General features: G+C 39.1%; 26 protein-coding genes and 2 pseudogenes. 10 read left to right on the top strand and 18 right to left on the bottom strand.

Annotated elements, in window-relative coordinates; translation table 11 throughout:
- Positions 1-138: 138 nt before the first annotated feature.
- Positions 139-2127: a methyl-accepting chemotaxis protein gene (locus tag C9J47_RS06250; RefSeq protein WP_107252762.1), complete on the bottom strand. Its 1989-nt coding sequence runs from the start codon at positions 2125-2127 to the stop codon at positions 139-141.
- Positions 2128-2536: 409 nt separating this feature from the next.
- On the opposite strand from C9J47_RS06250, the gene C9J47_RS06245 reads away from it, so the two are divergent.
- Positions 2537-2869 (top strand): tRNA-binding protein, encoded by a 333-nt coding sequence (locus C9J47_RS06245; protein WP_107252761.1) that lies wholly within the window; start codon positions 2537-2539, stop codon positions 2867-2869.
- Between the two features lie 97 nt (positions 2870-2966).
- Here C9J47_RS06245 and C9J47_RS06240 read toward each other — a convergent pair whose 3' ends face one another.
- From C9J47_RS06240 to artP, 5 genes are all read right to left on the bottom strand, one after another.
- Complete coding sequence (locus C9J47_RS06240; protein WP_107252760.1) at positions 2967-4346, bottom strand: MATE family efflux transporter; 1380 nt, start codon at positions 4344-4346, stop codon at positions 2967-2969.
- Between the two features lie 207 nt (positions 4347-4553).
- Positions 4554-5225: an arginine ABC transporter permease ArtM gene (artM, locus tag C9J47_RS06235; protein ID WP_107252759.1), complete on the bottom strand. Its 672-nt coding sequence runs from the start codon at positions 5223-5225 to the stop codon at positions 4554-4556.
- Positions 5222-5911: an arginine ABC transporter permease ArtQ gene (gene artQ, locus C9J47_RS06230; RefSeq protein ID WP_107252758.1), complete on the bottom strand. Its 690-nt coding sequence runs from the start codon at positions 5909-5911 to the stop codon at positions 5222-5224. Before artQ ends, artM begins: the two co-directional genes overlap by 4 nt.
- Before the next feature lies 1 nt (position 5912).
- Complete coding sequence (locus tag C9J47_RS06225) at positions 5913-6644, bottom strand: arginine ABC transporter substrate-binding protein (RefSeq protein ID WP_107252757.1); 732 nt, start codon at positions 6642-6644, stop codon at positions 5913-5915.
- Between the two features lie 76 nt (positions 6645-6720).
- Positions 6721-7449 carry an arginine ABC transporter ATP-binding protein ArtP gene (gene artP / locus C9J47_RS06220; protein WP_107252756.1) on the bottom strand — a complete coding sequence of 243 codons (729 nt, stop codon included), beginning with the start codon at positions 7447-7449 and terminating at the stop codon, positions 6721-6723.
- Positions 7450-7983: 534 nt separating this feature from the next.
- Between artP and C9J47_RS06210 the strand changes: the two genes are divergently transcribed.
- From C9J47_RS06210 to C9J47_RS06200, 3 genes are all read left to right on the top strand, one after another.
- The gene (locus tag C9J47_RS06210; protein ID WP_107252754.1) at positions 7984-8580 is read left to right on the top strand and encodes an HAD family hydrolase; all 597 of its coding nucleotides are present in this window, start codon (positions 7984-7986) and stop codon (positions 8578-8580) included.
- Positions 8581-8675: 95 nt separating this feature from the next.
- Positions 8676-9164: a hypothetical protein gene (locus tag C9J47_RS06205; RefSeq protein WP_245903330.1), complete on the top strand. Its 489-nt coding sequence runs from the start codon at positions 8676-8678 to the stop codon at positions 9162-9164.
- Between the two features lie 152 nt (positions 9165-9316).
- On the top strand, positions 9317-9646 hold the full coding sequence (locus C9J47_RS06200) for a membrane lipoprotein lipid attachment site-containing protein (RefSeq protein WP_011218762.1): 330 nt from the start codon (positions 9317-9319) through the stop codon (positions 9644-9646).
- Positions 9647-9689: 43 nt separating this feature from the next.
- Here C9J47_RS06200 and C9J47_RS06195 read toward each other — a convergent pair whose 3' ends face one another.
- On the bottom strand, positions 9690-10601 hold the full coding sequence (locus C9J47_RS06195) for a WYL domain-containing protein (protein ID WP_107252753.1): 912 nt from the start codon (positions 10599-10601) through the stop codon (positions 9690-9692).
- Positions 10602-11087: 486 nt separating this feature from the next.
- On the opposite strand from C9J47_RS06195, the gene C9J47_RS06190 reads away from it, so the two are divergent.
- Positions 11088-11633 carry a hypothetical protein gene (locus tag C9J47_RS06190; protein WP_107253441.1) on the top strand — a complete coding sequence of 182 codons (546 nt, stop codon included), beginning with the start codon at positions 11088-11090 and terminating at the stop codon, positions 11631-11633.
- A gap of 114 nt (positions 11634-11747) precedes the next feature.
- On the opposite strand, the gene rihA is transcribed toward C9J47_RS06190, so the two are convergent.
- The 5 genes from rihA to C9J47_RS06165 form a co-directional block, all read right to left on the bottom strand.
- On the bottom strand, positions 11748-12680 hold the full coding sequence (rihA, locus tag C9J47_RS06185) for a pyrimidine-specific ribonucleoside hydrolase RihA (RefSeq protein WP_107252752.1): 933 nt from the start codon (positions 12678-12680) through the stop codon (positions 11748-11750).
- Positions 12681-12892: 212 nt separating this feature from the next.
- Positions 12893-13423 (bottom strand): peptide deformylase, encoded by a 531-nt coding sequence (def, locus tag C9J47_RS06180; RefSeq protein ID WP_107252751.1) that lies wholly within the window; start codon positions 13421-13423, stop codon positions 12893-12895.
- A 184-nt stretch (positions 13424-13607) separates the two neighbouring features.
- On the bottom strand, positions 13608-13973 hold the full coding sequence (locus C9J47_RS06175; protein ID WP_006232079.1) for a hypothetical protein: 366 nt from the start codon (positions 13971-13973) through the stop codon (positions 13608-13610).
- A 145-nt stretch (positions 13974-14118) separates the two neighbouring features.
- Entirely contained in the window at positions 14119-14553 is a 435-nt protein-coding gene (locus C9J47_RS06170; RefSeq protein WP_006232078.1) for a MarR family winged helix-turn-helix transcriptional regulator, read from the bottom strand.
- A gap of 92 nt (positions 14554-14645) precedes the next feature.
- Positions 14646-15308: a cytochrome b/b6 domain-containing protein gene (locus C9J47_RS06165; protein ID WP_107252750.1), complete on the bottom strand. Its 663-nt coding sequence runs from the start codon at positions 15306-15308 to the stop codon at positions 14646-14648.
- A gap of 149 nt (positions 15309-15457) precedes the next feature.
- Here C9J47_RS06165 and C9J47_RS06160 point away from each other — a divergent pair, with 149 nt between their 5' ends.
- Both C9J47_RS06160 and C9J47_RS06155 read left to right on the top strand, forming a co-directional pair.
- Positions 15458-15928 carry a c-type cytochrome gene (locus C9J47_RS06160; RefSeq protein ID WP_107252749.1) on the top strand — a complete coding sequence of 157 codons (471 nt, stop codon included), beginning with the start codon at positions 15458-15460 and terminating at the stop codon, positions 15926-15928.
- 62 nt (positions 15929-15990) lie between these two features.
- Positions 15991-16437, top strand: a complete 447-nt coding sequence (locus tag C9J47_RS06155; protein WP_107252748.1) for a hypothetical protein — start codon at positions 15991-15993, stop codon at positions 16435-16437.
- Between the two features lie 121 nt (positions 16438-16558).
- Here the strand turns inward: C9J47_RS06155 and C9J47_RS06150 are convergent.
- Together C9J47_RS06150 and C9J47_RS27580 are read right to left on the bottom strand one after the other, a co-directional pair.
- Positions 16559-17947 (bottom strand): annotated as a pseudogene (locus C9J47_RS06150) (PTS fructose transporter subunit EIIC); the annotation flags it as partial.
- 83 nt (positions 17948-18030) lie between these two features.
- Positions 18031-18466: pseudogene (locus tag C9J47_RS27580) on the bottom strand (PTS sugar transporter subunit IIA); the annotation flags it as partial.
- Between the two features lie 386 nt (positions 18467-18852).
- On the opposite strand from C9J47_RS27580, the gene rhtB reads away from it, so the two are divergent.
- Positions 18853-19476 (top strand): homoserine/homoserine lactone efflux protein, encoded by a 624-nt coding sequence (gene rhtB / locus C9J47_RS06145; RefSeq protein ID WP_107252746.1) that lies wholly within the window; start codon positions 18853-18855, stop codon positions 19474-19476.
- Positions 19477-19553: 77 nt separating this feature from the next.
- Here rhtB and C9J47_RS06140 read toward each other — a convergent pair whose 3' ends face one another.
- Complete coding sequence (locus C9J47_RS06140) at positions 19554-19949, bottom strand: hypothetical protein (protein WP_245903328.1); 396 nt, start codon at positions 19947-19949, stop codon at positions 19554-19556.
- A 283-nt stretch (positions 19950-20232) separates the two neighbouring features.
- Between C9J47_RS06140 and C9J47_RS06135 the strand changes: the two genes are divergently transcribed.
- Positions 20233-20514, top strand: a complete 282-nt coding sequence (locus C9J47_RS06135; protein WP_107252745.1) for a hypothetical protein — start codon at positions 20233-20235, stop codon at positions 20512-20514.
- Between the two features lie 126 nt (positions 20515-20640).
- Here the strand turns inward: C9J47_RS06135 and C9J47_RS06130 are convergent, their stop codons facing one another.
- From C9J47_RS06130 to C9J47_RS06120, 3 genes are all read right to left on the bottom strand, one after another.
- Positions 20641-21003, bottom strand: a complete 363-nt coding sequence (locus tag C9J47_RS06130; RefSeq protein WP_107252744.1) for a hypothetical protein — start codon at positions 21001-21003, stop codon at positions 20641-20643.
- Positions 21004-21275: 272 nt separating this feature from the next.
- The gene (locus C9J47_RS06125; protein ID WP_107252743.1) at positions 21276-22745 is read right to left on the bottom strand and encodes an alanine/glycine:cation symporter family protein; all 1470 of its coding nucleotides are present in this window, start codon (positions 22743-22745) and stop codon (positions 21276-21278) included.
- A gap of 756 nt (positions 22746-23501) precedes the next feature.
- On the bottom strand, positions 23502-23684 hold the full coding sequence (locus C9J47_RS06120) for a hypothetical protein (protein WP_107252742.1): 183 nt from the start codon (positions 23682-23684) through the stop codon (positions 23502-23504).
- A 973-nt stretch (positions 23685-24657) separates the two neighbouring features.
- On the opposite strand from C9J47_RS06120, the gene C9J47_RS06115 reads away from it, so the two are divergent.
- Positions 24658-25026: a hypothetical protein gene (locus C9J47_RS06115; protein WP_107252741.1), complete on the top strand. Its 369-nt coding sequence runs from the start codon at positions 24658-24660 to the stop codon at positions 25024-25026.
- Positions 25027-25479: the final 453 nt, after the last annotated feature.

Here is a 25479-nt window from a genome sequence, read left to right as displayed (position 1 = left end):
GTATAGTATTCCTTGTAAATCAGTACTGAAAGGCGGTGTAAGCGTTATCATTAAAATCTATTGGAACAATGGAATGAACAATAAGCAGCCTAAAGTGACTACTTATTGTTTGCTATTTTATACCAGTAATGTTGAACGTTAGGATAGCTTGAAGCGACTAACTAATTTATTAAGTTGGTTATTGGCTTCAGATAACGAGTGGCTGGATGTTGTTGTTTGTTGAGCGCTTTCTGTTAGCATTTGAATCATATTTTGAATCTGGCTCATGTTGTGGTTTATTTCTTCAGTAACGGAACTCTGCTCTTCCGCTGCTGTTGCTATATGCGAGTTTAAGTCATTGATTTCACCTATTGAGGTCATCATTTCATCTAGCCCCCCATTGACTTGTTCAGTATCATCAACAACGACCTCACAACGTGTTTTTGTATTGTTCATGGCTGTTACAACGGTTGTAACCCCAGCTTGAAGGTGGGTTAACATCTCATTGATTTCAGCGGTGCTATTTTGTGTACGAGCAGCAAGTGCACGTACTTCATCAGCAACAACTGCAAACCCTCTACCTTGATCGCCGGCTCGTGCGGCTTCAATTGCAGCGTTAAGTGCCAATAGGTTAGTTTGCTCTGCGATATCGCGAATCACGTTAAGTACCGTGCTTATTTTCTGAGTCTCATTGCTCATTTCGGTAACATTTTCTGACGCGGTTTTAATTTGCGTCATTAATAGAGCAACGCTGTCGGTTGCTTTGTTAACGGCTGCTTTTGATTGGTCGGCAGCAACTGTGGCGCTATGGGTATTGGTAACGGTATTGGTGGTATTACGTGCAACTTCTTCTGCTGTAGAAGCCATTTCATTTATGGCTGTAATAACCTGCATTGTTTCATTGGCGTGGCGATCAACAATATCGTGGTTAATTTGGCTTTGATTTTTGACTTCGTCAATAATGTTTGAAATTTGATTACTTGAATTGGATACAGAGTCCATCATCTCTCGTAGATAGATAATGAAATGATTGACGGATACGGCAATACCTCCAACTTCATCGTTTTTATTAATTTTAATTTCAGCGGTTAAATCGGCGTCGCCCGATGATAGAGCTTCAATATTATTCCTTAATGCTTCGAGACGTCGGGCTAGTTGTGAGAAGGCAATAAAGCAAAAGAGAATAATAGCAGCAGCAATAGGAAGTTGAATTGACGCCAGAGTGACTAGAATTGAGTGAGTCGTTGATTCAAGTAGGGTCGTTTGAGTGCTAAATGCGACGGTCCATGGCGTTCCTGAAATTCGATGCATGAATAACGTATAATTAACCCCATTATTATCATAACGAACCTGCAGTGGTTTATTGTCTGTTACCTGAGAAAGGTTACGGCTAATATTCGCAGCAAAAGGTGACTCTTGAGCAATAGACGAAAGATTATCAAGTATGAGTGAGCGGTTAATACTACGTGTATTGTTGAGTATTTTACCGTCAGATTCGATGATGAGAATATCACCATTTAATGCCTGTTCTTTCTCTTCGACAAGGTCATTGAAGAAACCTAATGTTAGATCAATTGTTGCAATGCCGTATTGTTTACCTTCTTTCAAAATAGACATAGCGCAATTTGTTCTTGCCTCAGCACTGGCCGAGTCCTTATAAGCTGGTGCCCAAGCACATTGTCCTTGAGGTGCGGCTAAGCCATTCTTGTACCAACCTTGTTCGTAATAATTAAGTGAATCAGCAGAATTCCAGTAAGTATTTTCAATTAGCTTATTACTGGCGTCACGGTGATAAAAGGTACTGTATTTATCAATGCCTTGTTGGCGCTGCTCTGGTAACGGCCAAATACCGCCACCAAATACCTGAGTTTTTCCGTATTGATCAACTAATCCCGGTAAAATTTGATCGATCTGTTCACTTGAAACTAATGCAATGGTTTGGGTGATAGTACGTTGTTGTGCTTGAACCTGTTCGAGCTCAGTGAAAATGTCACTATTAAGGTCTTGGATTGTGTTTTTTATAATCGTTTCTTCATTGGTAACTAATTTCGGTGAAACCCAATAGTTGATGCCCAATGTGGTGACTAACCCGATAAATAGCATAAATACTGTAAAATAAAGTGGGTATATATATCGAATAGACTTCATGTTCCTTGTCCTCATTTTCGTTCCTATTTTCAGTAAGCCTGATAATTATTGTTGTTTTATAATGGTCGTTTAAGTCTCATATGAAGGTAAAACAGACTTATCAATCACCTTTGCTTTCGAAATAACCCGTAATTACTTCAAATTCGAACGTGTCATGCTAGATGATAAATATAACAATGTATGTGATTCAAGCTTATGTTTTGTAATGTTTGAGGGATGAAGACGCAGGTAACAATGTTCAGGTGGAATAATCTAGACATCATACAATGTGCTGTACCATTTAATGGCTGTATCGTAAAAACAGAAATAGAGATCACAGAACTGACAGGGAAGTAACCCAATATCCCTTGCAAAAAAGCGTTTAAATGATAATGTAAACGTTACCACTAAATCCTGTCGGAGTAATGAAATGGACACTATCACTTATCCAGATTTTGCAAAATTAGATATACGCGTGGGCAAAATTATTGAAGTCGCTCGCCACCAAAATACAGATAAACTGTATATCGTACAAATCGATGTAGGTGAGAAAACCCTGCAAACAGTGACTAGCCTTGTACCTTATTACACCGAAGAAGAATTGATGGGTAAGCAGGTTGTGGTACTGACAAATTTAGCAAAAGCAAAAATGCGCGGTGAAACATCCGAATGTATGTTGTTGTGTGCAGAAACGGATGATGAATCAGAGAGTGTACTTTTAACACCTGAGCGTCTTATGCCTGCTGGTGTGAAAATCGTTTAATAACCGAAAAATAGCTTGATGTTGCCTCTCAGTACAGTATGAAAAAAGCCCCTTCCGTTTTGTTATGAGGGGCTTTTTACTATCTGAATTTATAAATTTAAGCTGCTATTAAATTCTTGATCCACTTGCGGCTGCGTAAGCGATGTATACAAGCAAACCATTTGAAGACCGCCTCTAATAGAAACAATGCGTAGACCCATTCTGGTGGGAAGTTCAGCCAAATGGCGCCAAGGGCGGTGAGGGGAATACCGAATGCCCACTGTGTTAGCATATCTTGGTATAAACAGAATTTCACATCACCGCCAGCCCGCAATACGCCGACCACTAATGTGGTGGGCACGGAACGTAACACAACACCAAAACATAATATAATGATGAAACTTTCGGCGAGTTGGCGCGTGTCTGGTGTGAGTGCTGTGAACATATCTAATAATGGTGCTTTTAAGTTGTATAGGCCCATTGCCACCAAAAGTGAAACCAGAAAACTAATACAAGCGAAGCTAATCGCTTGATAATACACAGCGTCATAATTTTTGGCGCCAATTTGATTACCAACTAACACACCAGCTGCATTCGCAATGCCCACCAATAAGCTAAGGGAAAGGGATTCAATTGGTGTAATGACTGATAATGCAGCTAAACCTTGTACGCCAGTTTGTCCCATTATTGCGGTGTAGGTAAAAAGACCAGCAGCCCAGGCTAAAAAGTTAAAAGTTGTAGGTAATGACAGTGAAAAAAACAGGGTGAACTTATCTTTATTGATGATGCGTTTTATATCGAGGAGGCTAAATGCCAATAGGTGCTGCTTGCCATATAGGTAGCCATATAAGGCAATGACTTCAATCACGGAACTAAGTAGCGTGGCAATAGCTGCTCCTTTAATACCGAGTGCGGGTAATCCAAAGTGACCAAAGATCAGCACCCAATTAAGGAAGATGTTTGCAATAATACCGAGCGTACTGAACAGTGTGCTGATTCCGGGTTGATGCGTTGAACGTAGCCCAGCAGACATACTACCGACACAGGCGACAGCAATCATACTGAAGCCTGTGATCATTAAGTACTCACTGCCCCGCTGATTCACAAGTGCTGAGTCAGTAGCTAGTCCCATGATATGAGAAGGAAATACCAAGAAAACGCATACGGTGATTAAGGCAGTCCCCATGGTTGCAAGCCAGGTTAATGCGGTGCTCTCTCTGACCCCCTGAGTATCTTTTGCCCCCCAATATTGTGCCGTTAATAATGCTCCTCCTGTGGTAATTCCCCCTAACATAATGGTAGTAACAAAAATGGCACGGCTAGCAACACCAATGGCGGCGACATCGATTTCATCCAACTGGCTTAACATTAAAACATCAATAAGGCCTTTGCTGGAGAATAGAATACTTTGTAAGGTAATCGGAATAGCGATGGTAATGAGTGAGCGAAAAAAATGACCTTGAGTGTGTTGATAGATATTTCTGAGGATCGCTGTCATAGGAGCTTATCGTAAATGTGAAAATACTTATTTTACCACTATAAATAAGTGTTTTTTATTCTACAAGGTGAGGGTGTAGGGTTTGTGATAATGAGCCGAGTAATGGTTTAGGTTAAAATAAGGACCAAAGATATATAAAGAGAAAGCCGATAACACACTTTGTGCTATCGGCTTTTTAAGTAACAGGTTAGTAAAGGTGTACTTCGTTTAATGAGCAACTTCAAACGCCAAAGCTTTCTTTTCAACTTGGCGGAAAATCAGCGTTAGAATGCCATTCACAGCAAGGTAGAATACGCCTGCAACACTGAACACGATCAAGGTGTCATAAGTCTGGGCGTTAATACGTTGTGCGTAACCCATCAGATCCATAATCGTGATCGTGCTGGCTAGCGACGTTCCTTTAAAAACCAAGATAACTTCATTCGAATAAGCCGGTATTGCACGACGAATGGCAAAGGGTAATAAAACGCGTAGTGTTGCGACTTTATCCATGCCTAGTGCACGGCATGCTTGCCATTGACCAGAAGGAATGGCGTTGAAAGCCCCTTTAAACAACTGTGTGCTGTATGCCGCCGTATTTAATGCCAAGGCTAACATCGCACAGAACCAAGGTTGGCTTAACCAACTCCAAAGAAAGCTTTCGCGTACTGCTTCAAATTGCCCTGGGCCGTAATAAATTAAGAATATTTGAACCAGTAGTGGTGTGCCTGTGAACAATGTAATAATGCCACGGCTGATCCAATGTAAACCCGTTGTTCGCATGATCAGTGTTAATGTCATTAATAACGCAAGCGTACAACCTACTAATAGAGAAACGGCTGTCAGTTCAAGACTTGTTGCCAAACCACCTAGCATTTGCCAAACATGTTGTTCATTCATGCGGTTGCTCCTTGTGGTGCGCTAAGGCCTTGAACAGTAAATTTCTTATCAATTACTTTAACCGCACGTTGTGTAATCAGTGTAATCACCAAATAAATAGCAGCAGCAGTGGCATACCAAGTAAAGGCTTCATGCGTTGCAGCAGAAGTGAGCTGTGCTTGTTTAAGTAAATCGGTTACGCCAATTAATGATACTAAGGCTGTATCTTTCAGCAGTACTAACCACTGGTTAGTCAAACCGGGTAGGGCATGCCTAACCGCTTGTGGCAAAATAATGCGAAAAAAACTATGTGCATTACTTATACCAAGAGCACTTGCTGCTTCACGCTGACCATTATTCACCGCTTTTAATGCGCCACGTATCGTTTGAGCAGCATAAGAAGCAAAGATGAGTGACAAGGCAACGACTCCTGATACGAATGGGCTGATATCAACATAGTCACCTGTGATCATAAAGAGCACCTGACCTGAGCCGAAAAAGATAAACAGCACCACTAATATTTCAGGTAAACCACGAAGAATTGTAACGAATGCAGTTGTCGGCCAAGCTACAAGGCGGCTACGAGACATCTCGCCACTTGCAAAAATAACAGCTAAAACTAAGCCGACTAATAAACTGGTAAAAGCCAGCTGGATGGTCATCCAGCTTGCCTCTACGAGTGACATTGAGTAACCCGAAAAAACCATATTACTTACCGAAGTACTTATCGAAAATTTCTTGGTACTGGCCATTCGCTTTCACTGTTTTAAGTGCAGCGTTTAATTGGTTAACCAGCTCTTCATTCTTTTTGTTTACGGCAATACCAAAACCGTTACCAAAGTATTCTTGGTTCGTGACTTGGTCGCCAACGTAAGTGAGTGTGTCGTTCTTTTTAAACCATTCAGCAACAACGGCAGTATCACCAAAGACAGAATCGATACGACCATTTTGCATATCAATAAATGCATCTTGGTAACTTGCGTATGGCACTGTTGTTACGCCAGCCATTTGATCGATTAAATAACTTTGGTGTGTTGAACCATTTTGTACGCCTACACGCTTACCGCTTAGTGCTGCTTGGTTTGCTACTTTTCCTTCAACGGCAACGAATGCTGCTGAATTATCGTAATAAGGGTTGGTGAAGCTGACTTGCTTTTGACGTGCTTCAGTAATATCAATACCAGAGATAGCCGCATCGTAACGCTTAAATTTAAGTGCTGGAATTAAACTGTCGAATGCTTGATTGTGAAAGCTACATTTAGCGTCCATTTCTTTACAAAGCGCATTGGCTAAATCAACGTCAAAACCTTGAATTTGATTATTTTCGTCGACGTATTCAAACGGAGCATAAGTTGCTTCCATCGCGAATTTAATTTCTTCCTGTGCAGCTGCATTTGCTGAAGCAAGACTAATAAGAGAAGCCAGTAAAATCTTTTTCATCGCGATACTCCGTGTATTCGTTTTTTAGGCATAGAAGAGCTTTTTGCCAAAATAAAAGGTAAATTTAAAAGGGTAATTAGTGGGCTAGGTATTCTGCGAACTCAGGGGTAGCCGGAGTAATGAATGCCTCTTTTGTGCCATGCTCTACGATGTATCCTTTTTCAAGATACAGAACATGACTTGCAATCTTTTTCGCAAAATCGACTTCATGGGTCACAACAACTTGTGTGATGCCAGTTTCGCTTAATTCGTTAATGATCTTGACGATCTGATTGGTGATCTCAGGGTCAAGTGCCGCTGTTGGTTCATCAAATAACAACACGTCAGGTTTCATCATTAGTGCGCGGGCAATCGCGACACGTTGTTGTTGGCCACCAGATAATTGCATTGGCCATGCATCTGCTTTATCTGCCAATTGCAATGTTGCCAGAATTTGCATTGCTTCTTTTATTGCTTGATCTTTATTTAGCCCAGCAACTTTAACGGGCGCTTCAATAAGGTTCTCTATGACTGTCATGTGTGGCCATAGGTTATATTGCTGAAAAACCATACCGACTTTACGACGTAATTTAAGCCCGTCTTTTTCTTGTACTTCAGTGGCGAAGTTAAAAAACGCATCAGCGATATTCAATTCGCCGCTGTTTGCTGTTTCTAACAGGTTCAATACACGTAGTAGAGAGCTTTTACCTGCACCGCTTGGACCTAACAACACAAGGGTTTCACCTGTATTACACGTGAAGTTCACATCATGAAGAACTTGTGTGTTGCCGTAGAACTTATTGATACCGCTTATTTGAATACTCATGCTGACTTACTGCATTAATCGTCACTGGGGTCTTATACTACCCATGATGGGTTGTTATGCAAGAAAAATGTATAAAAAATCTATTTTGTTAAATTATTACTTCTATATTGTTCGATTTTTTGGTGTTATCTACTGGTTTAACCTGCTGTTTGGACGTTATTTATGCTTTATATTGTTAATGGAAGATATGGCTGTGATTTGCGGTAAGAAAAACCATGCATTTAATAAGCCTTTTTTAGAAAAGGAGTATGAATTATCAATATTTATAACTAGCAGAATAATAACAAAAAAGTTTTGATGCATGGTTTGTATTATTTTCTGTCATATGCATATTTATTTTCTTTGAACCGAATGGTACGTAAAGCAAACGAGGCTTGCTGAAGAGGGAAATGAATGAGTTTTGTGGTATTTCCAGAGGGGGAACAACTCACATGCTGTTTATTTTAAGCTGCTTCATTGAGTTACGTTGGTAAAGTCAGGCATAGTGTTTATATAACAGTGTTTATATAAACAAAATGGCTGAGGAGTACATGAATGGATTTAACTAAATACAAAGGCATTATTTTCGATATGGATGGCACGTTAGTCGATTCAATGCCAGCACACTTAAATGCATGGAAAGAGACATGTGAAGCGTTTGATATTCCATTTGATCGGGAGTGGTTTTATACCTTAGGGGGAATGCCAACCATTAAAACTGCGTATGCAATTAATGAGAAATATCAATTAGACTGCGACCCGGTATTATTAGCCGAAAGTAAGCTGCGTGTTTTTGATGATATACCCCATAAAGGAGACATCATTCCAGCAACGTTTGACGTGCTAAAGCAACAGAAAGCATTATCTAAAAAGATTGCGATTGGTACAGGGTGCCAGCGTCGTCATGCTGATGAGTTATTGGTAGTAACGGGTTTAATGCCTTACCTTGATGCGGTGGTTACGTCTAATGATGTTGAAAATCATAAGCCCAATCCAGATACATTTTTAGAGGCAGCCAAGCGTATTGGAATAGAGCCCAAAGATTGCATTGTTTTTGAAGATACAGAATTAGGTCGATCTGCCGCTATTTCAGCTGGTATGGATTGCTATTTAGTTACTGACGGTCAGATTGCTGAGTTTAAATCTGCATAATTTCTTCAGACAGGTAGCTTGTACTCAACAGGCCTCTCGCAACTTTTATCGCTATCCGTTATTCTTACCGCTCAACAAGCAGCAATGATGATGCAATGACAAATAAAGATAATAAGCAGGAACCTCGCCACAGTAAGCTATCGTCTGACGGCCATAGAAAAGGCAATCGAAAAGGTGAACAATATGGTATGTCAGAAGCTCGATTTTGGACCCTGCGCTTAGGTAAAACGGGGATAAGAGCACTACACATTTTAGGAATAGCAGCCTCTAGTGGCGGTATTCTATATGGTGTCGATAAAGCGTTATGGGTTGGCTGGTGGATGCTTGCGATGTCGACAGGCATGATCATGATGTTAATGGAGATCTTACGTTCTCGATTGTGGCTTATTCAACTCAAAGGGGTACTTACCTTTGTTAAGCTAAGTTTGTTAGCGTCTTTTTGGGTAATACCACAACACAAGCCTTCGCTTTTTATTACTATATTAGTAATGTCAGTCTTTATCTCTCATGGTCCTGCTGGTTTGCGCCATTATTCCATTTGGCATCGTCGACGTATTGATGAAAAACGAAAGATGAATGGTTAAGCAAAAAAGTGATACAAAAGTGAAGCTTAACAGTATTTTTTTGCGAAAGTTTTTTCTGCTATTACACTTATACCTAAGAGACTTGTTCTGTGGGAATTTATTATCCTACATCTTGAAGTAACTTGGGATATTAGATAATTAGGAGAGGGTCAGTGAAATCATTGCTCAGTGTTATTGTTGCGCTATTTGTACTTACAGGTTGTTCCAAGTCAGTGGATCAGCAAGCAGATGATTACGTTGATGTAAGCTATACCTTATGCGGTACAAAGGTTAAGGCATTTTCTCAAGGAGATGATGGTAAAATCCGTGTTATCTGTGAAAACGACAGCTATTTTGTGGTAAAAAATCAAGATACATTAGCTTATATGCATGAATTAAACGGTGCTTATTGTTTAGGGCTAGGTTTTGCTGTGTTCACCGAGCGGAGTAATTATTATACATTTACTTGCTCAAACGATAAAAATTTCAACATACCCAAATAACTTGAATGTTATAAAAAGCCGCATTTATTTGCGGCTTCTTTATTTAGGCAGTATACCCTGGAGCTAATGTTGCGCTATTGACTTGGTATAAGGCTTGATGATTTCCCAATGCTAGCTGGTATCCTACGGTTTTATGCAAATTTCTATTTTTACTGCAATCTACTTCCCATTTACGAAGTAAATAACCCGCTAAAGCTGCGCGTGTTTCAATTACTCTTTTTCCATCCACCATTTCATAATCTAGTTCAATAGCTTCAGGATTTTTTTGCTCAGGGTGGGGGATTAATTCTAGGTCAATAAATTTCTGCCACTGGCGATCTTCAGCAATAAGCTCGTGGTTATGTGGTTCATCAATCAGTATATTTGCACTGACAACACGATTACATACCACGTCCATAAAGCGACCATTTTTGCGATCAAACGAACGCACATGCCAGCGGTTTCCTGAATCAACAAGACTGTGTGGCGCGATAACACGGCACGATTTACCACTGGAAGTTGAAATGTATTCTACTTCAATTAATTTGTTTCTATAAATCCCTTCACATAACGCAGCCATAATTGGTGTTTTTGGTAGGGTGAGTAATTGAGGTGACTCACAGCAGATTGGAAATGCTTGATGACCAGAAAATCCATCACCATAACCTAGAGACACTGTTGCTAGCGTTTTTTCTAGATCAAGTGTAAACATTGGCGAGAAGGCATCTTGTTTATAGTATTTCTTCGATCGCATATCTAATTTTAAATTATCTGGCAAAATTTCTTTATATAAGGCTAAATCACGCGTTGTTGCTGCGTGGCCCACTGCAAACCTATCTATCAAATCTTTACGTGTGACTTCACCAAGAAAATACAGTGCAAAATCAATAAACGCCAAACGTTCTCGTTGAGCTGAACCAATGGTGTTTAGCTTTTGAATAATGTCTTGCGGCTGTTCGTGAAGTTGAAAAGTCATGGTTATTTATCCAGTGGTTTTGTTAATCGACACTATATACCTAAAATCAGTAGATGCAATACTGGAAAAATAAAATCACGATGATCTTCAAAAAAGTCATTAGTACTGTTCTCTTCTTTAGGGATTAACATCTGACTTTGTTATTATTCATTGCCAATAGTTTGATTTTTGTTTTAAGGGTAATCAATATTCAAGTAAAACATTAAACTATTGATTTTTCATATTGTTGATTATATGTACGCTACAAATGCTAATTAAAAGTTTGAAATTTGTATGAAATATAGAATTGCTAATATACCTAGTTATTATATGGTTATTGGCTGGCTTATATTAAGAATATGATATAATTAATAAATTCAAAGCTGTCAATATATCGACTTGAAAGGTCAACTTATAAAGTGTTACTTTACGCTGGTGAATGATTATTTAATGGATGAAATAACACATGATTTAATCAAGGATGGGCATAACAAAATAGGAACAAGTGTGGAAATATCTCGCAACCAATTGAAGCAGACGTTAGATGTATTGAGCCAAGGCTATGTGTGTTTAGATGAAAACCTAAGACAGGGCGTATTGGTTTATATTGAAAGTCAGCTAATAGAACAAACGGTTGAAAGAGATCAATACTTGTCTTTAGAATGTTTCCACTGCGATTATCCATATGCCCGCATGGGCTCAGCAACAGATATTGATTTCTTCAACGGTCAGGAAATGCCGAAAGAGGATAAGCCGTTTATTGGTGATCGCTTCAATACAATTGATATACGTATTTGTTCTGTTGTGGGAACCCATTTGTCAAAACCTGTTTACCGTTGGAAAACGATAGGGCGCTTTCAAGAACATGAGATATTAGAGGCAATCAATGCTTTGATAGTATCGTTAGGCTCTGATGAATATTTTAGTTACTGCGCAAGCTGTCACGAAGTTAAACCTACAGGTTATTTGAACAACAATGCTTGTGACTGTGGTTCAGAAACGATGCAAGATATAGCAGGCTTTAAAGACAATAATTTAAGCGTTGCGTATTAACTTGCTACGTTCCCTATATATTTCTGAAAGAAAAGCTCCCTGCTCTTTTGTATAAATGATCCAGCAGAGATCTTTTTCTTCTCTGATAATTACCTCCAAGCTACCTTAAGATAATCAGTAGTTAGCAAGGCGTTCTACTAATAAGTCAACAAAGCCCCGACGATTCACATCAAACAATACAGTCGTATTTATTGGGTTATCGGTTAGCTGGTAGCGATCGACAACTGTCATCCCCAATGTATGGCTCCCTTGTGTTTCAACACCTACCCAGCAATTGATCGATGCGAACAGCGTTGGTTTTAATAACCAAGCAATGGTGCAAGGATCGTGCAAAGGTGCTCCTTCGAATCCCCATTTTGGGTCACGGTGATAAATCATAAAGAAATCAAGCAATTCAGCGGTTACTTGGGCTACTGGATTGTTTATCTCGCGAATTTTTTCGATATCCTCATCCATGATTTGTGCTCTATGGGTAACATCTAGCCCACACATAGTGATAGGAATACCTGATTTAAAAACAATATCAGCCGCTTCGGGATCAACGTAAATATTAAATTCAGCAGCAGGAGTCCAATTACCAACTTCAGCTGCGCCCCCCATTAACACAATACTATCAATCTTACTGTGCAGCTCACGGTGGGTTGCCAGTAACAAGGCTATGTTAGTAAGAGGCCCGGTAGGTACAAGCGTGACTGGCTCTGTTGATTCTGTCAGTACTTTAGCCATTAGTTCAACTGCGTGGCAGGGCTGTGGTTCAAACGTAGGTTCGGGTAACACTGGTCCGTCTAATCCAGTTTCACCGTGTACATTATCAGCAATAATCAATTCACGAGAAAGGGGCTGTAGAGCACCACCTGCGACGGGAATGTCTGTTCTGCCAACTAACGTGAGAATACGTAATGCATTATGCAGGGTTTTTTCGGGGGTTTGATTACCAGCACTGGTAGTAACTGCTTTTATATCGAGCTCTGGGCTAGCGCAAGCAAGAATAAGTGCGATCGCATCGTCATGACCAGGATCACAATCGATAATGATAGGGCGAGACATGTTATTTTCCTTTTTAAAGCGAAATCACAAATAAATACTCACATCACTATATCGAGAATAATTAAATCTACTGTGATCCCATTAGCAATAACACATCTTTTAAATCATGGGGTTATAGTTATAGTTCCGATTGTGTGTCTTGTAATGCATTTCACAAAAACTGATAAAGAACACAATAACTCGTGTTATATGTTACAGAAAAATACTAAATCTTATTCATTTAACCCTATCAGTTTCCTATATTCAGTCTCTGTTGCAACATCGAGTTTGTCTGCTCGATCAAGAAAGACAATACCATTTAAATGATCGAGCTCGTGTTGGAATATTCTCGCAATAAAACCAGTGAATTCAGTTTCAATGACATCACCTAAGACATTGAGATAACTAACTCGGATGTGTGTGTAACGATTTACCTTTGCCCTAATACCCGGAATACTTAAACAACCTTCCCAGTCTTTTTCCATTAAATCACTGTGCCATAATAGTTCAGGGTTTATCATGATGGTTGGCTCCATCAGTGGTGCATGTGGATAACGATCGTTAGGGCGAGAAGCGACAATAAAAACACGAAGTGACTCACCAACTTGTGGTGCAGCAATACCAACGCCTTGGTGCGAAAGCATAATCTGTTCAAGTGATGCAAGCAGAGGTAATGTAACGTTAATTTGTGTGGTTGATAAGGCTTCGGCTGGAACGCGTAAAAGTGGATTGCCGAGTTGAATGATTTCGAGAGATGCCAGCATGCTCTTATCCTATTTATAAACAAGTCTATACCCAAGTTACCGTGTATATTCTAGTGATAGCAAGCAAAGAAAAGGGAATACAGTAGGAGTAACAGCGGTAGTGCGTGTTTGAAGGGGGATATAATAACTACCGCTGTACTTGGCTTTTGTGGCACTTTACTAGCGCAATCTAATAGCAGTACCGTTAAGCTGATTGAAGTAATATCTGACCAAGGTGGTTTACAACAAAGGCGGCATCTTGTGCTGCTGCATTGACTTTGGCGATGATCTTTTGAGCGCGCTCATCATCACCTTGAAGGCTAGCGACTACTTTTTGATTCATGGCTTCAGCCATATCTGCTTTTTTCTTACAGTCGTTAAATAGCGCAGAAACAAATGAAACTTCTACTTCGCCACCTTTAGTAAACAGCTCACCTGCAATGTTGTAAACAGTGTGAAATTTCTTCGCCATATCCTTTTTATCTGATTGAACATCTTTAGCCCAATCAGCCGCCCAGCCTTTGAAAATTACTGCAATTTGTGAGTTAGGTGCAATGTTAATTTGTTTCATCGAGTGTTTGTCCTTGGGTTTTCAGAGTAGGCATAATAAAGTAGCGGTGAGGCTGTTTAAAGCAATAAAATATTCAGGCTATTTAGGTGGTTGAAAAACAAACAGCATAATTTCAAATCAGAGACTTAAGAATATCTTCTCCCCATTAAACATCAATATTGCGAACTAACTTTTTTAGTAGGCCGAGCATTTGTTCTTGCTCTTCACTATCGAGAGAGGACAGCATCGATTCATTTATATCAACAGGTATGTGGATTAGTGTACTTTGTAAAGCACGCCCTTCATCTGTGAGATAAATACGAAATGAACGGCGGCTTTGTGGATCATCGCGGCGTTCGACGAGGTGAAGTCGCTCAAGCTTGTCGATAGTGCGTGTCGTTGTCGAACTTTCAACTTTAGATTTGATAGCGATTTCTCGCTGAGTTACGCCTTCTTCTTCCCATAAACACATAAGAGTCGGCCACAGCGCGATGGTTAAACCATGTTTTTTGAGTTCAGTATCAAAATCATTTTTTAGTTTATTGGCAACGACATTAATAAGCCAACCAAGGCTTGATTGACGGTCGAATGATGTACTCATTATTATGTTCTATCTTCTGAGTTATAGGTGAAATCACTACCCGTACTATAAGGAATAAGTGGATGATAAGCCATATTAAATGCTATGTGTTATTACACGATCCCCGTCATTTTTAGCAACGAATACACTATGCCTACACAGATTAAAAAGCAGTAGAAGGCTAGCCGATTTTGTTTAAATGCAACCATATGTGAACTTGTTACTTGGGCTGAATTGGTTGTCTTGCTAAGATCTGTGCTGGTTGATTGCTTTCCTGTAAACATGGCTTTGACTAAAGGGACATGTTTTAGTTTATAAGAAATGATTGCTAGCAAATGTAAGCCTATTAGAGCAATCAGTAAACGAGCCGTTAATGCATGAACAATCCCTATCAAGTCACTACCAGCTAAGAAAGACGACTCATTTATCCATATATCGAAGACACCCATCAAAATAAAACCCGTTAGGCTTTGAATTAATAGGCAGGTTAGTAGGGTGATAACCATCCAGCCGCCAGCGGGGTTGTGACCGATCGTATGCTTAATTTTTCCCGTTAAGTAATGCCACACGATAAGTGGTGAGCGTAAGAAGTGGCTGAATCGGCTTGTGTCGCTACCGATAACTCCCCAACATAGACGCCATAAGACTAATATAAGCAACGCTATACCTATGACTTCATGTGGTCCATTTCCACTAAAGCCTGAAGTTAATAACCCTAAGCATAGTAGCGCCTGAAGCCAATGGTATAAGCGTGTTGGTAAATCCCATACTTTCATAAAAGTGTTCCGTTAATGAATTTCTCGTTAATTTACGCTGCAACTGTTGCGTGCGCAATGGTTGCAGTGTAAATTAATGCCGAGTTTAGGGAATTAACGAATAGTTCCTATATGCATTTATCGATTGTTAACCAAAAGAGGATGAAAATATGTCTGCTCAACCAACAACGAAACGCTTGTCGACACGTATCAAAATGGTATTTGCTATGGTACTTGGAAGTGTCAGTGTGGCTGCGATAGCCAATAGTGCTACGCAAGTAATCGAAGCTCGTCAGCAGAATTTTGAAACGATAGAGCAAAATATGAAGCCGCTGAATAGCACTTTAAATACCGATCTCATTGATTGGAGCCAATTTAGTGCATTAGCTATCACGAGTCATCAAGCTGCAATCGAGTTACAAAGTGCATTTCCGAAAGGGAGTGATGCTGGTAGCCGCGCTAAATCATCAATATGGAGTAAGCCCGCAAAGTTTAATACCTTGATGTCGCAGATGGAGCAAGGTTATGCCGATATGCTAGAAGCTGCTGAGCGTCAAGATATGGCGTTAGCAAAGCGAGGGTTAAAGCAAGTAAGCGGAACGTGTAAAGGATGTCATCGTCAGTATCGTTCGGTTTGGTAACATTGATTGCTTATTTTTATTTACTCAAAAGTTAGTATTAAGGTCAAGAGTAAGGAAATATGATGAGTAAGGTAATAATTAAACGCATACATAAAATGGCAGCGGTTATCGCCTTTCTACTGATAGTTTTATTCTTTGTTAGTAGTCTTATGGTGGATATATCTGGCGATTATGTAGCTATTGCGCAGGTAAAACAGACTATTTTATATAGTGTTGGGTTCTTAGTTCTTGCAATGATGGCAACGGGAATTAGTGCTAACAAACTGTATGGCGCGAAAGTTAAGGGGGCATTAGCAGTTAAGCAAAAAAGAATGAAAATTGCTGCCGCTAATGGTGTAGTTATTCTTATACCTGCTGCGATATTTTTAGCGGATTGGTCGGCTGCGGGTCAGTTTGATTCGGTATATTGGACGGTACAGGCTATTGAATTAATTGCAGGGGCGACGAATGCTACTTTATTGGGATTAAATATTCGTGATGGTATTCGATTGTCACACGCTACAAGTTAAAATTTTCCTCTTAGCCATGAGAAAAGGCAGGTGGGGGAACCTGCCTTTGAATATTGTCTAACGTTATTTCCTATCAGGAATCACAGATATTTAATATTACTCTCAACCTTAGCCTCAGGGCTTATGCATTTGCCACTACTGCTGAATCACTTTTAGCTTGATCTAGGTTAGCTCGAATCAGTTGCTCTGCATTATTCATCGCTTCTTTGGTTTTTGTATCGACAATATGCATGCCATCAAAGCGTTGAATCTCTTTAATCGCGACATCGTGCGCAAAGATAACCAGCTTTGCATTCGCGACATCTTTTGCGGTTAATCGATTTACAATACCGTTAGCACCTTGGGTTTCGACTTTAATTTTAATGCCTAATTTACTGGCAGCTTTTTCTAAACTTTTGGCTGCAAGAAAAGTGTGCGCAACACCTGATGGGCATGATGTAATAGCAAGTACTTGTGCCACACCTTCTTCAGAGATTGATTCAACAGGCGTGTAATTCATTGTTTCGTTTTCATCTTCTTCAGTAACAGGTTTCTTCAGTAAGTTAACGATAAGTGCAGTAACAACAGCACCTGCAATCGTACCTACAATGTAGCCAATTTTACCGTCTACAACGGGCAGTACAATCCAGCCACCCCAAGGTGCGTGGTTCAACACATTAAACATAAAGCCAGTTACGTTACCCACAATACCACCAACAACAATGGCAGGAATAACACGTATTGGATCCGCTGCAGCAAATGGAATCGCACCTTCGGTAATACCAATCATACCCATGATAGCGGCTGCTTTACCTGCTTCACGCTCATCTTTCTTATAGCGTTTAGGTGATAAAATAGTCGCAAGTGCCATACCCAGTGGTGGAACACAAATCGCGATGCCTACACCACCCATTAACCATGGCTGTGTATCAACTTGGGTTTGCGCAAACAGTGTTGCGACTTTATTAATCGGGCCACCCATATCAAATGCTGTCATACCACCAAGAATCGCACCTAGTAGTACCTTACCGCTGCCAGCCATACCCGCTAGCCATTCATTCATTGATGTCATCATGTGTGCAATGGGTTCACCAATCCCCCACATTACGATACTACATACGATGAATGTACCAATCAGTGGGTAGATAAATATCGAGCCGAGTGACGTCATACTATCAGGCAGCTTAATACGTTTAAGTTGCTGCACAACAAAGCCTGCAATAAAGCCGACGACAATGGCCCCTAAGAATCCCGTATTGTATTGTTGAACGGCAATCCATGAACCAATCATACCTGGTGCTAAACCTGGTTTGTCGGCAATAGAATAAGCAATATAGCCGCCTAAAATAGCGGTAAATAAGGTTAACCCTGCAATACCCATTTCAGCGATGTCTTTTAGTACACCTGTTTCTGGTACTGCACCTTTACCTGAAATCATCACTGATAAAGAAAGTAAAACACCACCGGCGACAATGAATGGAATCATGTGCGACGTACCAAACAACAAGTGTTGTTTCATTCGACTTAGTGATGCTTTAAAAGAGGAGGCCGGTACTTCAGGCTGTGTTGGTTGCATAGTTGGTCGTGCTTTTTTCTGTGGTGTTATTTGCGTTAATAACGTGACGGCTTCTTCAGCTGTTTTTGCTGCACGAAGTTTATCTGTGAATCCATCTTCAATTAATTTACTAGAAATTTGTGCTAATACTTCAATGTGGTGATTATCGCCACCATCGGGTGATGCGATCATAAAGAATATATTAGACAGTTCACCATCATCTGCGCCGTACTCTATGCCAGCACGGCTAATGCCGACAGCAACAGCGGGTTTAATAACGGCTGAACTCTTTGCATGAGGAATCGCGATGCCATCTTCAAAACCTGTGCTACTAATATTTTCTCGTGTCCATACGTCTGATAAATATGCATTTTTATCAGAAATGCATTGAGTGTTCTCAAGAAGGGTAGCCATTTCTACCAGTACATCTTTCTTATTTGTAGCTTTAAGATCTAGGCAAATTAACTCATTGGTTATTAGGGATTCAATCTTCATGATAATTCTCCGTATTAGTCATGCTTGTCTATATATTGAGGCAAAATATAAAACGCAGATATAGGAGAATTCATGCATATACTGGATTTTCGTACCCACAAAATTAAAGTGTGATTGAAGTCCTAAATCGTTTGATAATTAACCGTAAAAAAACAGGTGTGCTTTTTTACCATACAAGGTGACCCGTAATTAAAAGTGCGACAGTGTTCTATAAAACATTATGACTTTGTATAAAGTGAATACATTTGTTCTTTTGATGATTAAAACGTATCTTGTCATCAATGTGTGCTTTGAAAGCATTATTTGCGCAGAACGAATACCTTTTCGATTAATAACTAACTTGTTTCGTAGAATGTATGGGTGAGTCGCTTAAATGGAGAAAACAAATGTCAATTGAAGTCTGGTTAACCTTTTTGCTTGCAGCCATATTGTTGAGTGTTTCGCCGGGTGCTGGGGCTGTGAATACGATGGCAAATACAATGAAGTATGGTTTCAAAGCAAGTTTAATCGCAAACCTAGGCTTACAAGTGGGCAGTGCATTTAATATTGTAATGGTTGGTTTGGGGTTAGGTGCCTTGCTTGCACAGTCAGAACTGGCGTTTTCGGTTATTAAGTGGGTAGGTGTCGCTTATCTTATTTTTCTGGGTTATCAAAAGTTTAATGAAGTTAGTAAACTCGATTTAGGTGAAGTGAAAGCGCAAAAACCTGAACCATTAAAGTTGTTTACTAAATCCGTTATTGTGAATATGACCAATCCTAAAAGTATCGTTTTTTTGGTCGCATTATTACCACAATTCATGAATACTAACGAGCCTCAAATTAATCAGATCATGTTGCTGGGCACGACAATGTTAGTGGTGGATACAGTGGTAATGATTGGCTACTCCTTACTGGCAACGCGTTTAGCACACTTAATTAAAAATGAGCGTCATGTGCGTATTCAAAATAGAATTTTTGGCAGTATGTTTATGGGCGCTGGCTCTTTATTGGCAGTTGCAAGTCATAACTAACGCGTAGTTTTTTTATTTTGTTAACTGTCTTTAATATTAACCATACCGAGTAGTAGAATACTTGGTATGGTTTTTATTTAATTATTGAATACACATTCGCTAGGTATATTCTCGGAAATAATGGTTGATTCCAAAATATCAATAGCACCATTAAAGTCGATGGCGAATCCAGCTTTAGGCTGCTCGACATGCTCAGCGGTGATCTCAACATAAACAGGCTGGTAAGATTCGTTACGAGTATTTTGTAGCGTGATTGACAAGGCTTTCATTGGTTCTACAATGGCCGAGTTTTGTACTACCCAATAATAATGAGCAGAACCGCAAGGTTGAAAGCTGCGTATGCCATCTCCCCAAGTGTAGATACCTTTATAGTTAATGATGTCGCCGGTTTGTGGTTCAGTGCTACATCCAATTAATCCCGTCGCTAAAAATATGGTAAACACTCGTTTTGCAAGGCGAGCAGAAAACATCATCAATTTCTCTATTAATTATTTTTGTGACCAAATAATACCAGAGCCTAAGTTTGTGTCGTATTGATAGTGTCAAATTTTCTCATTATTTTTAGGTATTCTTTAAAAGAATTATCGTTTCTATTCTGTGATGAGCAAAGATTAACCAAGCCATTGTTTACTGATGGAGTATATTCACATTTAGGCAACATTTATGATGTATATCAATGTCTAGAGTACAAATAAACTTGCACGCTACCCTGTAACGTACTACTGTGGTTATAACCAGTATGCTTGGGAGGTACTTATGATTAAAGTTAACTTCGAACTGGCAAAGCAAGCTTATGCCAAGGTATTAAAATATCCTTATGGTGGCGAGATAGAGCAACACGAATATATGGCACTCCGTGTATTTCGTTGGGATTTAGCTCGAGCTGGAATGCCCATTGATAAAGCATTCGACTTACGATTAGTCGCTTCTGGCTATCGCAAGATTATGGTGCCTCCAGCGAAGGCGCACCGACCCCTTCCTGAGTGTGTCACAAATCAAATGAGCACGAGTTGGAAACATGAGCATGGTTATCGTTAGCGTTTCTTTCAAATGATATATACGGCGCTTAATATTTATTTTTTATAAAAGGTCTTGATAGAGGCCTTTTTTGAGTATTGTGTTATTTGCGATTGGATAAGCGTCATCCATTATAATTGGTGATATTTATATATGATTAAATTCAATACCATTGACCGTAACAGTACGGTTCTTATTAATTTGTTCTAGTAAAACATTCGCTGCAGCTAAGTGGGAGTATGTTATGCGTGAACCGTTAGTGCAGTATTGATTTGCATGATAAAGATCACCATCATGATTGAGTGATATTTTTTGAGATGAAGGGCTACATTTTTTGTTGGTTTCTATTAATCCAAAGATACCTTTAGTCTCATTGAAAAATAAAGCACTGCTATTATCTTTAGATTCTATCTGCATGGAATTGTTATTCATTACGTCATCAAAATTGACTGATGCACTAGCGATACTTGATGTAAGTACAAATACAATAATAAGTGATTTCTTATACATAATAATCAATACCTTCAGTAATGAATTTAAATTAGAGCAACGTAAATATTTCAGGCTAGAGACAGCAAATATACGTGTTTTTTGTCTGCTCATAATATCAACATGGGCTGAATCATTACTGAATATTATGATCTATTCCTTGAATATATATCTGAACGACTCGCTAAGTGTATTTTTAATCTTGAGGTCGTTTGGAATATCGAGAACAAAAAAAGCCAGTGCTATGCACTGGCTTCTTGTTACTAGTGGAAGTTAGTCGTTAATAATTTTAACTATGACTTCGCACGTGCTTCTTTCATCGTTTCAGGATGCCATGCACCGTCTAACTCTTCTAGTTCAGGGAACTTAGAGCGATCAAATTCTGGTGTTTTCCCTGCTTTAAGCTGTGTTTCGTAGTCTTTGATAACTTTGAATGCCAACTTCGAGAGTAGAAGCAATGCCACTATATTAATCAGTGCCATCATTCCCATCGATGCATCAGCTAGGCTCCATACCACAGGTAGGGAAGCGACAGAGCCAAACATAACCATACCAAGAACAGTTAAACGGAAGATAAATAGACCTTTCTTCGTGTTACCGTTCAAGAACATGATGTTTGTTTCTGCGTAGCTGTAGTTCGCAATAATAGATGAGAAACAGAAAAGAATGATTGCTGCTGCCATGAAGTAAGTTGTCCAGCTACCTAGTTCACTCGTTAGTGCTTGCTGTAGTAGACCAATACCTGATGCTGCATCTGGCTGATCCATTACGCCTGAAAGCATAATCATTGCAGCAGAAGCTGTACAGATAACGATAGTATCGGCGAATACACCTAGCATCTGAACGAAACCCTGTGATGCAGGGTGGTTAGGGTTTGGTGTTGCACTTGCTGCGATGTTTGCAGCAGAACCCATACCGGCTTCGTTAGAGAATAGACCGCGAGCGATACCACTCTGCATTGCTTGGGCAATCGTATATGCAACACCACCTGCGGCAGCTTCCTGCCAACCAAATGCACTCTTAACGATTAATGTTAATGCTGCTGGTAGTTCAGAGATGTTCATTACAACAACAAGTGCAGCAACGGCTAAGTAACCCACAGCCATTACTGGAACGATTCGAGCAGAAGCTCTTGCAATTTTAGTTAAGCCACCCATGATGAAGAAAGCAGAGGTAATAACAATAATGATGCCCATTGTTGTTTCATCAAAACCAAATGAATGATTTAGTGCATCTGTAATCGTGTTTGCTTGAACGGCGTTGAAGACTAAACCGAACGCAATGATCAGGAATACTGAGAACAGTGAGCCCATCCAGCGTTGACCTAAACCTTTCTCCATGTAGTAAGCAGGGCCGCCACGGTATTGACCATCGACGTCTTTTACTTTGTATACTTGGGCAAGGGTGGATTCAACAAAGGCAGTTGCCATTCCGAATAGGGCGATCACCCACATCCAGAATATTGCGCCAGGTCCACCTACTGTCAGTGCTACAGCAACACCTGCCATATTACCAGTGCCGACACGAGCAGCCATTGATGTACAAAATACTTGGTAAGAACTAATACCTGTTTCGGAATTCTTACCTCTTTTAAGCACGCCCACAGCGTGTTTGAATTGACGAATTTGGATGAAGCCTAAACGTACAGTGAAGTACACACCTACGCCAACAAGCATGTAGATAAGCACTTGGCCCCATAGAACACCGTTAACCGCGTTGATAACAGTCATTAGACCATCATTCATTGATGTTAAAACACTCATAAAATTATCCTGTAACTAAGTCTCATTCAACGGACGTTGATGAGCGAACTGAAACATCCATTTCAGTTATTGTTCATGAATACGATTCTTAATTTATATTTTTTATTTTCCACTATTGCATGGTCTTGAAACCAGTTGCATTTACAATTGTGAAACATTGAATCGATAGCATTGCCCTGATAAGGCGCTGAAATTTAGCATGAAATTCCAAATTATCAGTGTGATGCAGATCACGTTTTATGAATGATTTATGTGGAATGCAAGCATAGGGTATTATGTCCTGTTTAATTTTTGCTTGTGTAACAATAACTTAAATAATTCGCGGGCTCTTTTATGACGATCGTTAAAGAACGCTGTATAATTGCAAATAAACAGATATTTAACCTACTGTTAACGTTTCTTTCGGTTAATAAAGCTGTATTATTGGTCATGTTTGATTTCATGTTTGTAACAAAATCTTAATGACACTATTTAATTGTGGGTATTTTTTCAAGATATCTGAATAAAGAGTGAATTAATACAAAGCTCTTTCGGATTGAACAAGTTGATATCAACATTAGGCACTAAATTTGTGTCGTTCAATCAGCTTAATCTACAACAAGGTCAGACAAAGTTTGATTATGGGGACGTTAAAACTCCCCAAAAAGGGAGTTTTAGGATTATCTTCAGCCAACTGTGAATGCCAGTGCCTAGTCTTAATTTTTATATTATGCAGAGAAGTGTTAAACCTCTAAGGAGTTGGCGCTGTTGTTGCTCTTAGTGCATTTGATAAGAATCTTCTTTTGGATAACTCATTAAACCTTGGTGTACATCATTACTCTCTAGGGTTGATTCTGTAATTTTGATCTCATGTCCACATATACAAATGTATTTGTTTTCATGGCTAACCAAATATTCATCAGATTGCCCGCATTTGTTACATGTAGGGTATATTTCCATTCTTGTCTCCTTAAAAAATCCATTCAATGTTACTACGAGTATTTTTGGCTTGTCTCTAATGCAAAATTAGAAATGAGATTCATAGTTGATTTTTGATACCTAACGCTAAATGACAGATTGCCTTTTTACTTTAAAGGTCAGTTATCGCCAGATTCTTCTATATGGACCATATTCCTACAATTTCCTTGAAAACGCCTGCTTTGAGGGGCTTTTTCTAGCCGTTTTACCAAATTGCCATCAGCTTATTCTTGAACTCAGAAACAGGAATGGATTCAAATGTTGAGAAACGGGTTATTCCGACTAAAAGCAAGAAGACACGAATGATGGATGCATAAGGCCAATGATGTTTAATCTGTTGAATGATAAACGTGGCAGTTTGCTGGAAGTGCAAATGAGCTTTTAGGTACAGTAGCATGAGGATAAATTCTGAGATGTAATCGATTAAATCATTATAGTCTATTGAAAATAAAGAATAATAATAATTGTCAAAAAAGAATAAATTGTTTAAAATTGCGTATCTGTTACTTTTGAGTGTATTATTACACTAAGTGGTATTTGTAGTCTCAATGCGTTTGTTGGGTTGCATTTATGTAATGGTCGCTTGGCGTGTTAAATCATGTAAAGACAGTCGGCGAACATATTCGGCGATATATTTAGGCTAATTATTCTGTAATGATAAATTTATGTTCACATAAATGCATTCTACAGGTATATTTAACACTCAAGTCGTCATCTATGACATCTAAATCGCGAATTTCAATTATAATTAAAATGTCCAAGTATCATTCTTGGTATGTTAGTTGGTAGAACTGATTTCAATCTCGTCTTTCAGATGGGTTGTTAATTTTATGCAACCTACGTAATGAACGAATGACCTATACGGAAATTTTCTTGTATAGGAATTATTGTTAATGCAATCCCTTGAGTTTTACCAAGCTCAGTGATTGATTCGTAAGATCCCCTGAGGTAATTCATGGATAGTTTTGCAGCTGCAGAAAAAGCGCTGAGTGAAATGTTAAAAGGTGTTGAATCTGGCACAACGGTTGTTGATTCAAGTACTATTATTAAAGAACCACAGAAACCCGCTAAAAGTGATGAGCGTTTTGATTATAGACAAGCATTAACTGACTTTGCTGATGAAGTACCAGGTCGTCAAAAAGCTGTAATTAAACGTATGCCTCTTTATAAGATCAATAACCTTATTGCTGTATTACATGAATTTAAAGAAGAAGCTCGTCTTGTTCGTATGAATGAAATATTAGCATTAATGGAAAAAGATGGTGTTCATCCTGAAGAGTTAATGGGAAGTGATATCGTTTCAGAAGACGATGTTGTAGAATAATTTATCGTAAGTTTCTGATTGTTATTACATTTCAAAAAACAATTCTTAGGGTTGGTTTAAGTATTCCTGACGTCAGCAATTGAATATTATCGATTGCTGATCGATATTCTATGTTTATAGTAATATTATTTGCCTGATTTAATATACATGCCAGCCTCACTATTTTGTGTAAGCATATAAATGATTTATACAAAATTTAAGTCAATATTTTCACTATTTCGAACTTGTTTCTAAGTGAATTTATTAACTGTCGTTATTTGAATCCTGTATCTTGAGGTAGCTTGGGTATATGATTTAGTAAGCACTATCAACCGCCTTTCTGAATATTGAGAATGCGCGGTTGTTTCATTGTGGCTTCATACCTTGTAATCCTTCCTTATAAACACTTTATTGCCAATAACATTCCTTATCCTCTTTTTATTCGTAGTTCTGCCTATTTCTTAATATTTTGCG

Source organism: Photobacterium indicum (genome assembly GCF_003026215.1).
Taxonomy (GTDB): Bacteria; Pseudomonadota; Gammaproteobacteria; order Enterobacterales; family Vibrionaceae; genus Photobacterium; species Photobacterium indicum.
The sequence above is the reverse complement of the archived record's forward strand: the minus strand, read 5'-3'. Positions and strand labels throughout refer to the sequence as shown.

Bases quoted from the DNA above. Each gene is read 5' to 3' on its own strand.
- C9J47_RS06250 (WP_107252762.1), bottom strand. From the start codon at position 2,127: ATGAAGTCTATTCGATATATATACCCACTTTATTTTACAGTATTTATG.
- C9J47_RS06245 (WP_107252761.1), top strand. From the start codon at position 2,537: ATGGACACTATCACTTATCCAGATTTTGCAAAATTAGATATACGCGTG.
- C9J47_RS06240 (WP_107252760.1), bottom strand. From the start codon at position 4,346: ATGACAGCGATCCTCAGAAATATCTATCAACACACTCAAGGTCATTTT.
- artM (WP_107252759.1), bottom strand. From the start codon at position 5,225: ATGAATGAACAACATGTTTGGCAAATGCTAGGTGGTTTGGCAACAAGT.
- artQ (WP_107252758.1), bottom strand. From the start codon at position 5,911: ATGGTTTTTTCGGGTTACTCAATGTCACTCGTAGAGGCAAGCTGGATG.
- C9J47_RS06225 (WP_107252757.1), bottom strand. From the start codon at position 6,644: ATGAAAAAGATTTTACTGGCTTCTCTTATTAGTCTTGCTTCAGCAAAT.
- artP (WP_107252756.1), bottom strand. From the start codon at position 7,449: ATGAGTATTCAAATAAGCGGTATCAATAAGTTCTACGGCAACACACAA.
- C9J47_RS06210 (WP_107252754.1), top strand. From the start codon at position 7,984: ATGGATTTAACTAAATACAAAGGCATTATTTTCGATATGGATGGCACG.
- C9J47_RS06205 (WP_245903330.1), top strand. From the start codon at position 8,676: ATGACAAATAAAGATAATAAGCAGGAACCTCGCCACAGTAAGCTATCG.
- C9J47_RS06195 (WP_107252753.1), bottom strand. From the start codon at position 10,601: ATGACTTTTCAACTTCACGAACAGCCGCAAGACATTATTCAAAAGCTA.
- rihA (WP_107252752.1), bottom strand. From the start codon at position 12,680: ATGTCTCGCCCTATCATTATCGATTGTGATCCTGGTCATGACGATGCG.
- def (WP_107252751.1), bottom strand. From the start codon at position 13,423: ATGCTGGCATCTCTCGAAATCATTCAACTCGGCAATCCACTTTTACGC.
- C9J47_RS06175 (WP_006232079.1), bottom strand. From the start codon at position 13,973: ATGAAACAAATTAACATTGCACCTAACTCACAAATTGCAGTAATTTTC.
- C9J47_RS06170 (WP_006232078.1), bottom strand. From the start codon at position 14,553: ATGAGTACATCATTCGACCGTCAATCAAGCCTTGGTTGGCTTATTAAT.
- C9J47_RS06165 (WP_107252750.1), bottom strand. From the start codon at position 15,308: ATGAAAGTATGGGATTTACCAACACGCTTATACCATTGGCTTCAGGCG.
- C9J47_RS06160 (WP_107252749.1), top strand. From the start codon at position 15,458: ATGTCTGCTCAACCAACAACGAAACGCTTGTCGACACGTATCAAAATG.
- C9J47_RS06155 (WP_107252748.1), top strand. From the start codon at position 15,991: ATGAGTAAGGTAATAATTAAACGCATACATAAAATGGCAGCGGTTATC.
- rhtB (WP_107252746.1), top strand. From the start codon at position 18,853: ATGTCAATTGAAGTCTGGTTAACCTTTTTGCTTGCAGCCATATTGTTG.
- C9J47_RS06140 (WP_245903328.1), bottom strand. From the start codon at position 19,949: ATGATGTTTTCTGCTCGCCTTGCAAAACGAGTGTTTACCATATTTTTA.
- C9J47_RS06135 (WP_107252745.1), top strand. From the start codon at position 20,233: ATGATTAAAGTTAACTTCGAACTGGCAAAGCAAGCTTATGCCAAGGTA.
- C9J47_RS06130 (WP_107252744.1), bottom strand. From the start codon at position 21,003: ATGTATAAGAAATCACTTATTATTGTATTTGTACTTACATCAAGTATC.
- C9J47_RS06125 (WP_107252743.1), bottom strand. From the start codon at position 22,745: ATGAGTGTTTTAACATCAATGAATGATGGTCTAATGACTGTTATCAAC.
- C9J47_RS06120 (WP_107252742.1), bottom strand. From the start codon at position 23,684: ATGGAAATATACCCTACATGTAACAAATGCGGGCAATCTGATGAATAT.
- C9J47_RS06115 (WP_107252741.1), top strand. From the start codon at position 24,658: ATGGATAGTTTTGCAGCTGCAGAAAAAGCGCTGAGTGAAATGTTAAAA.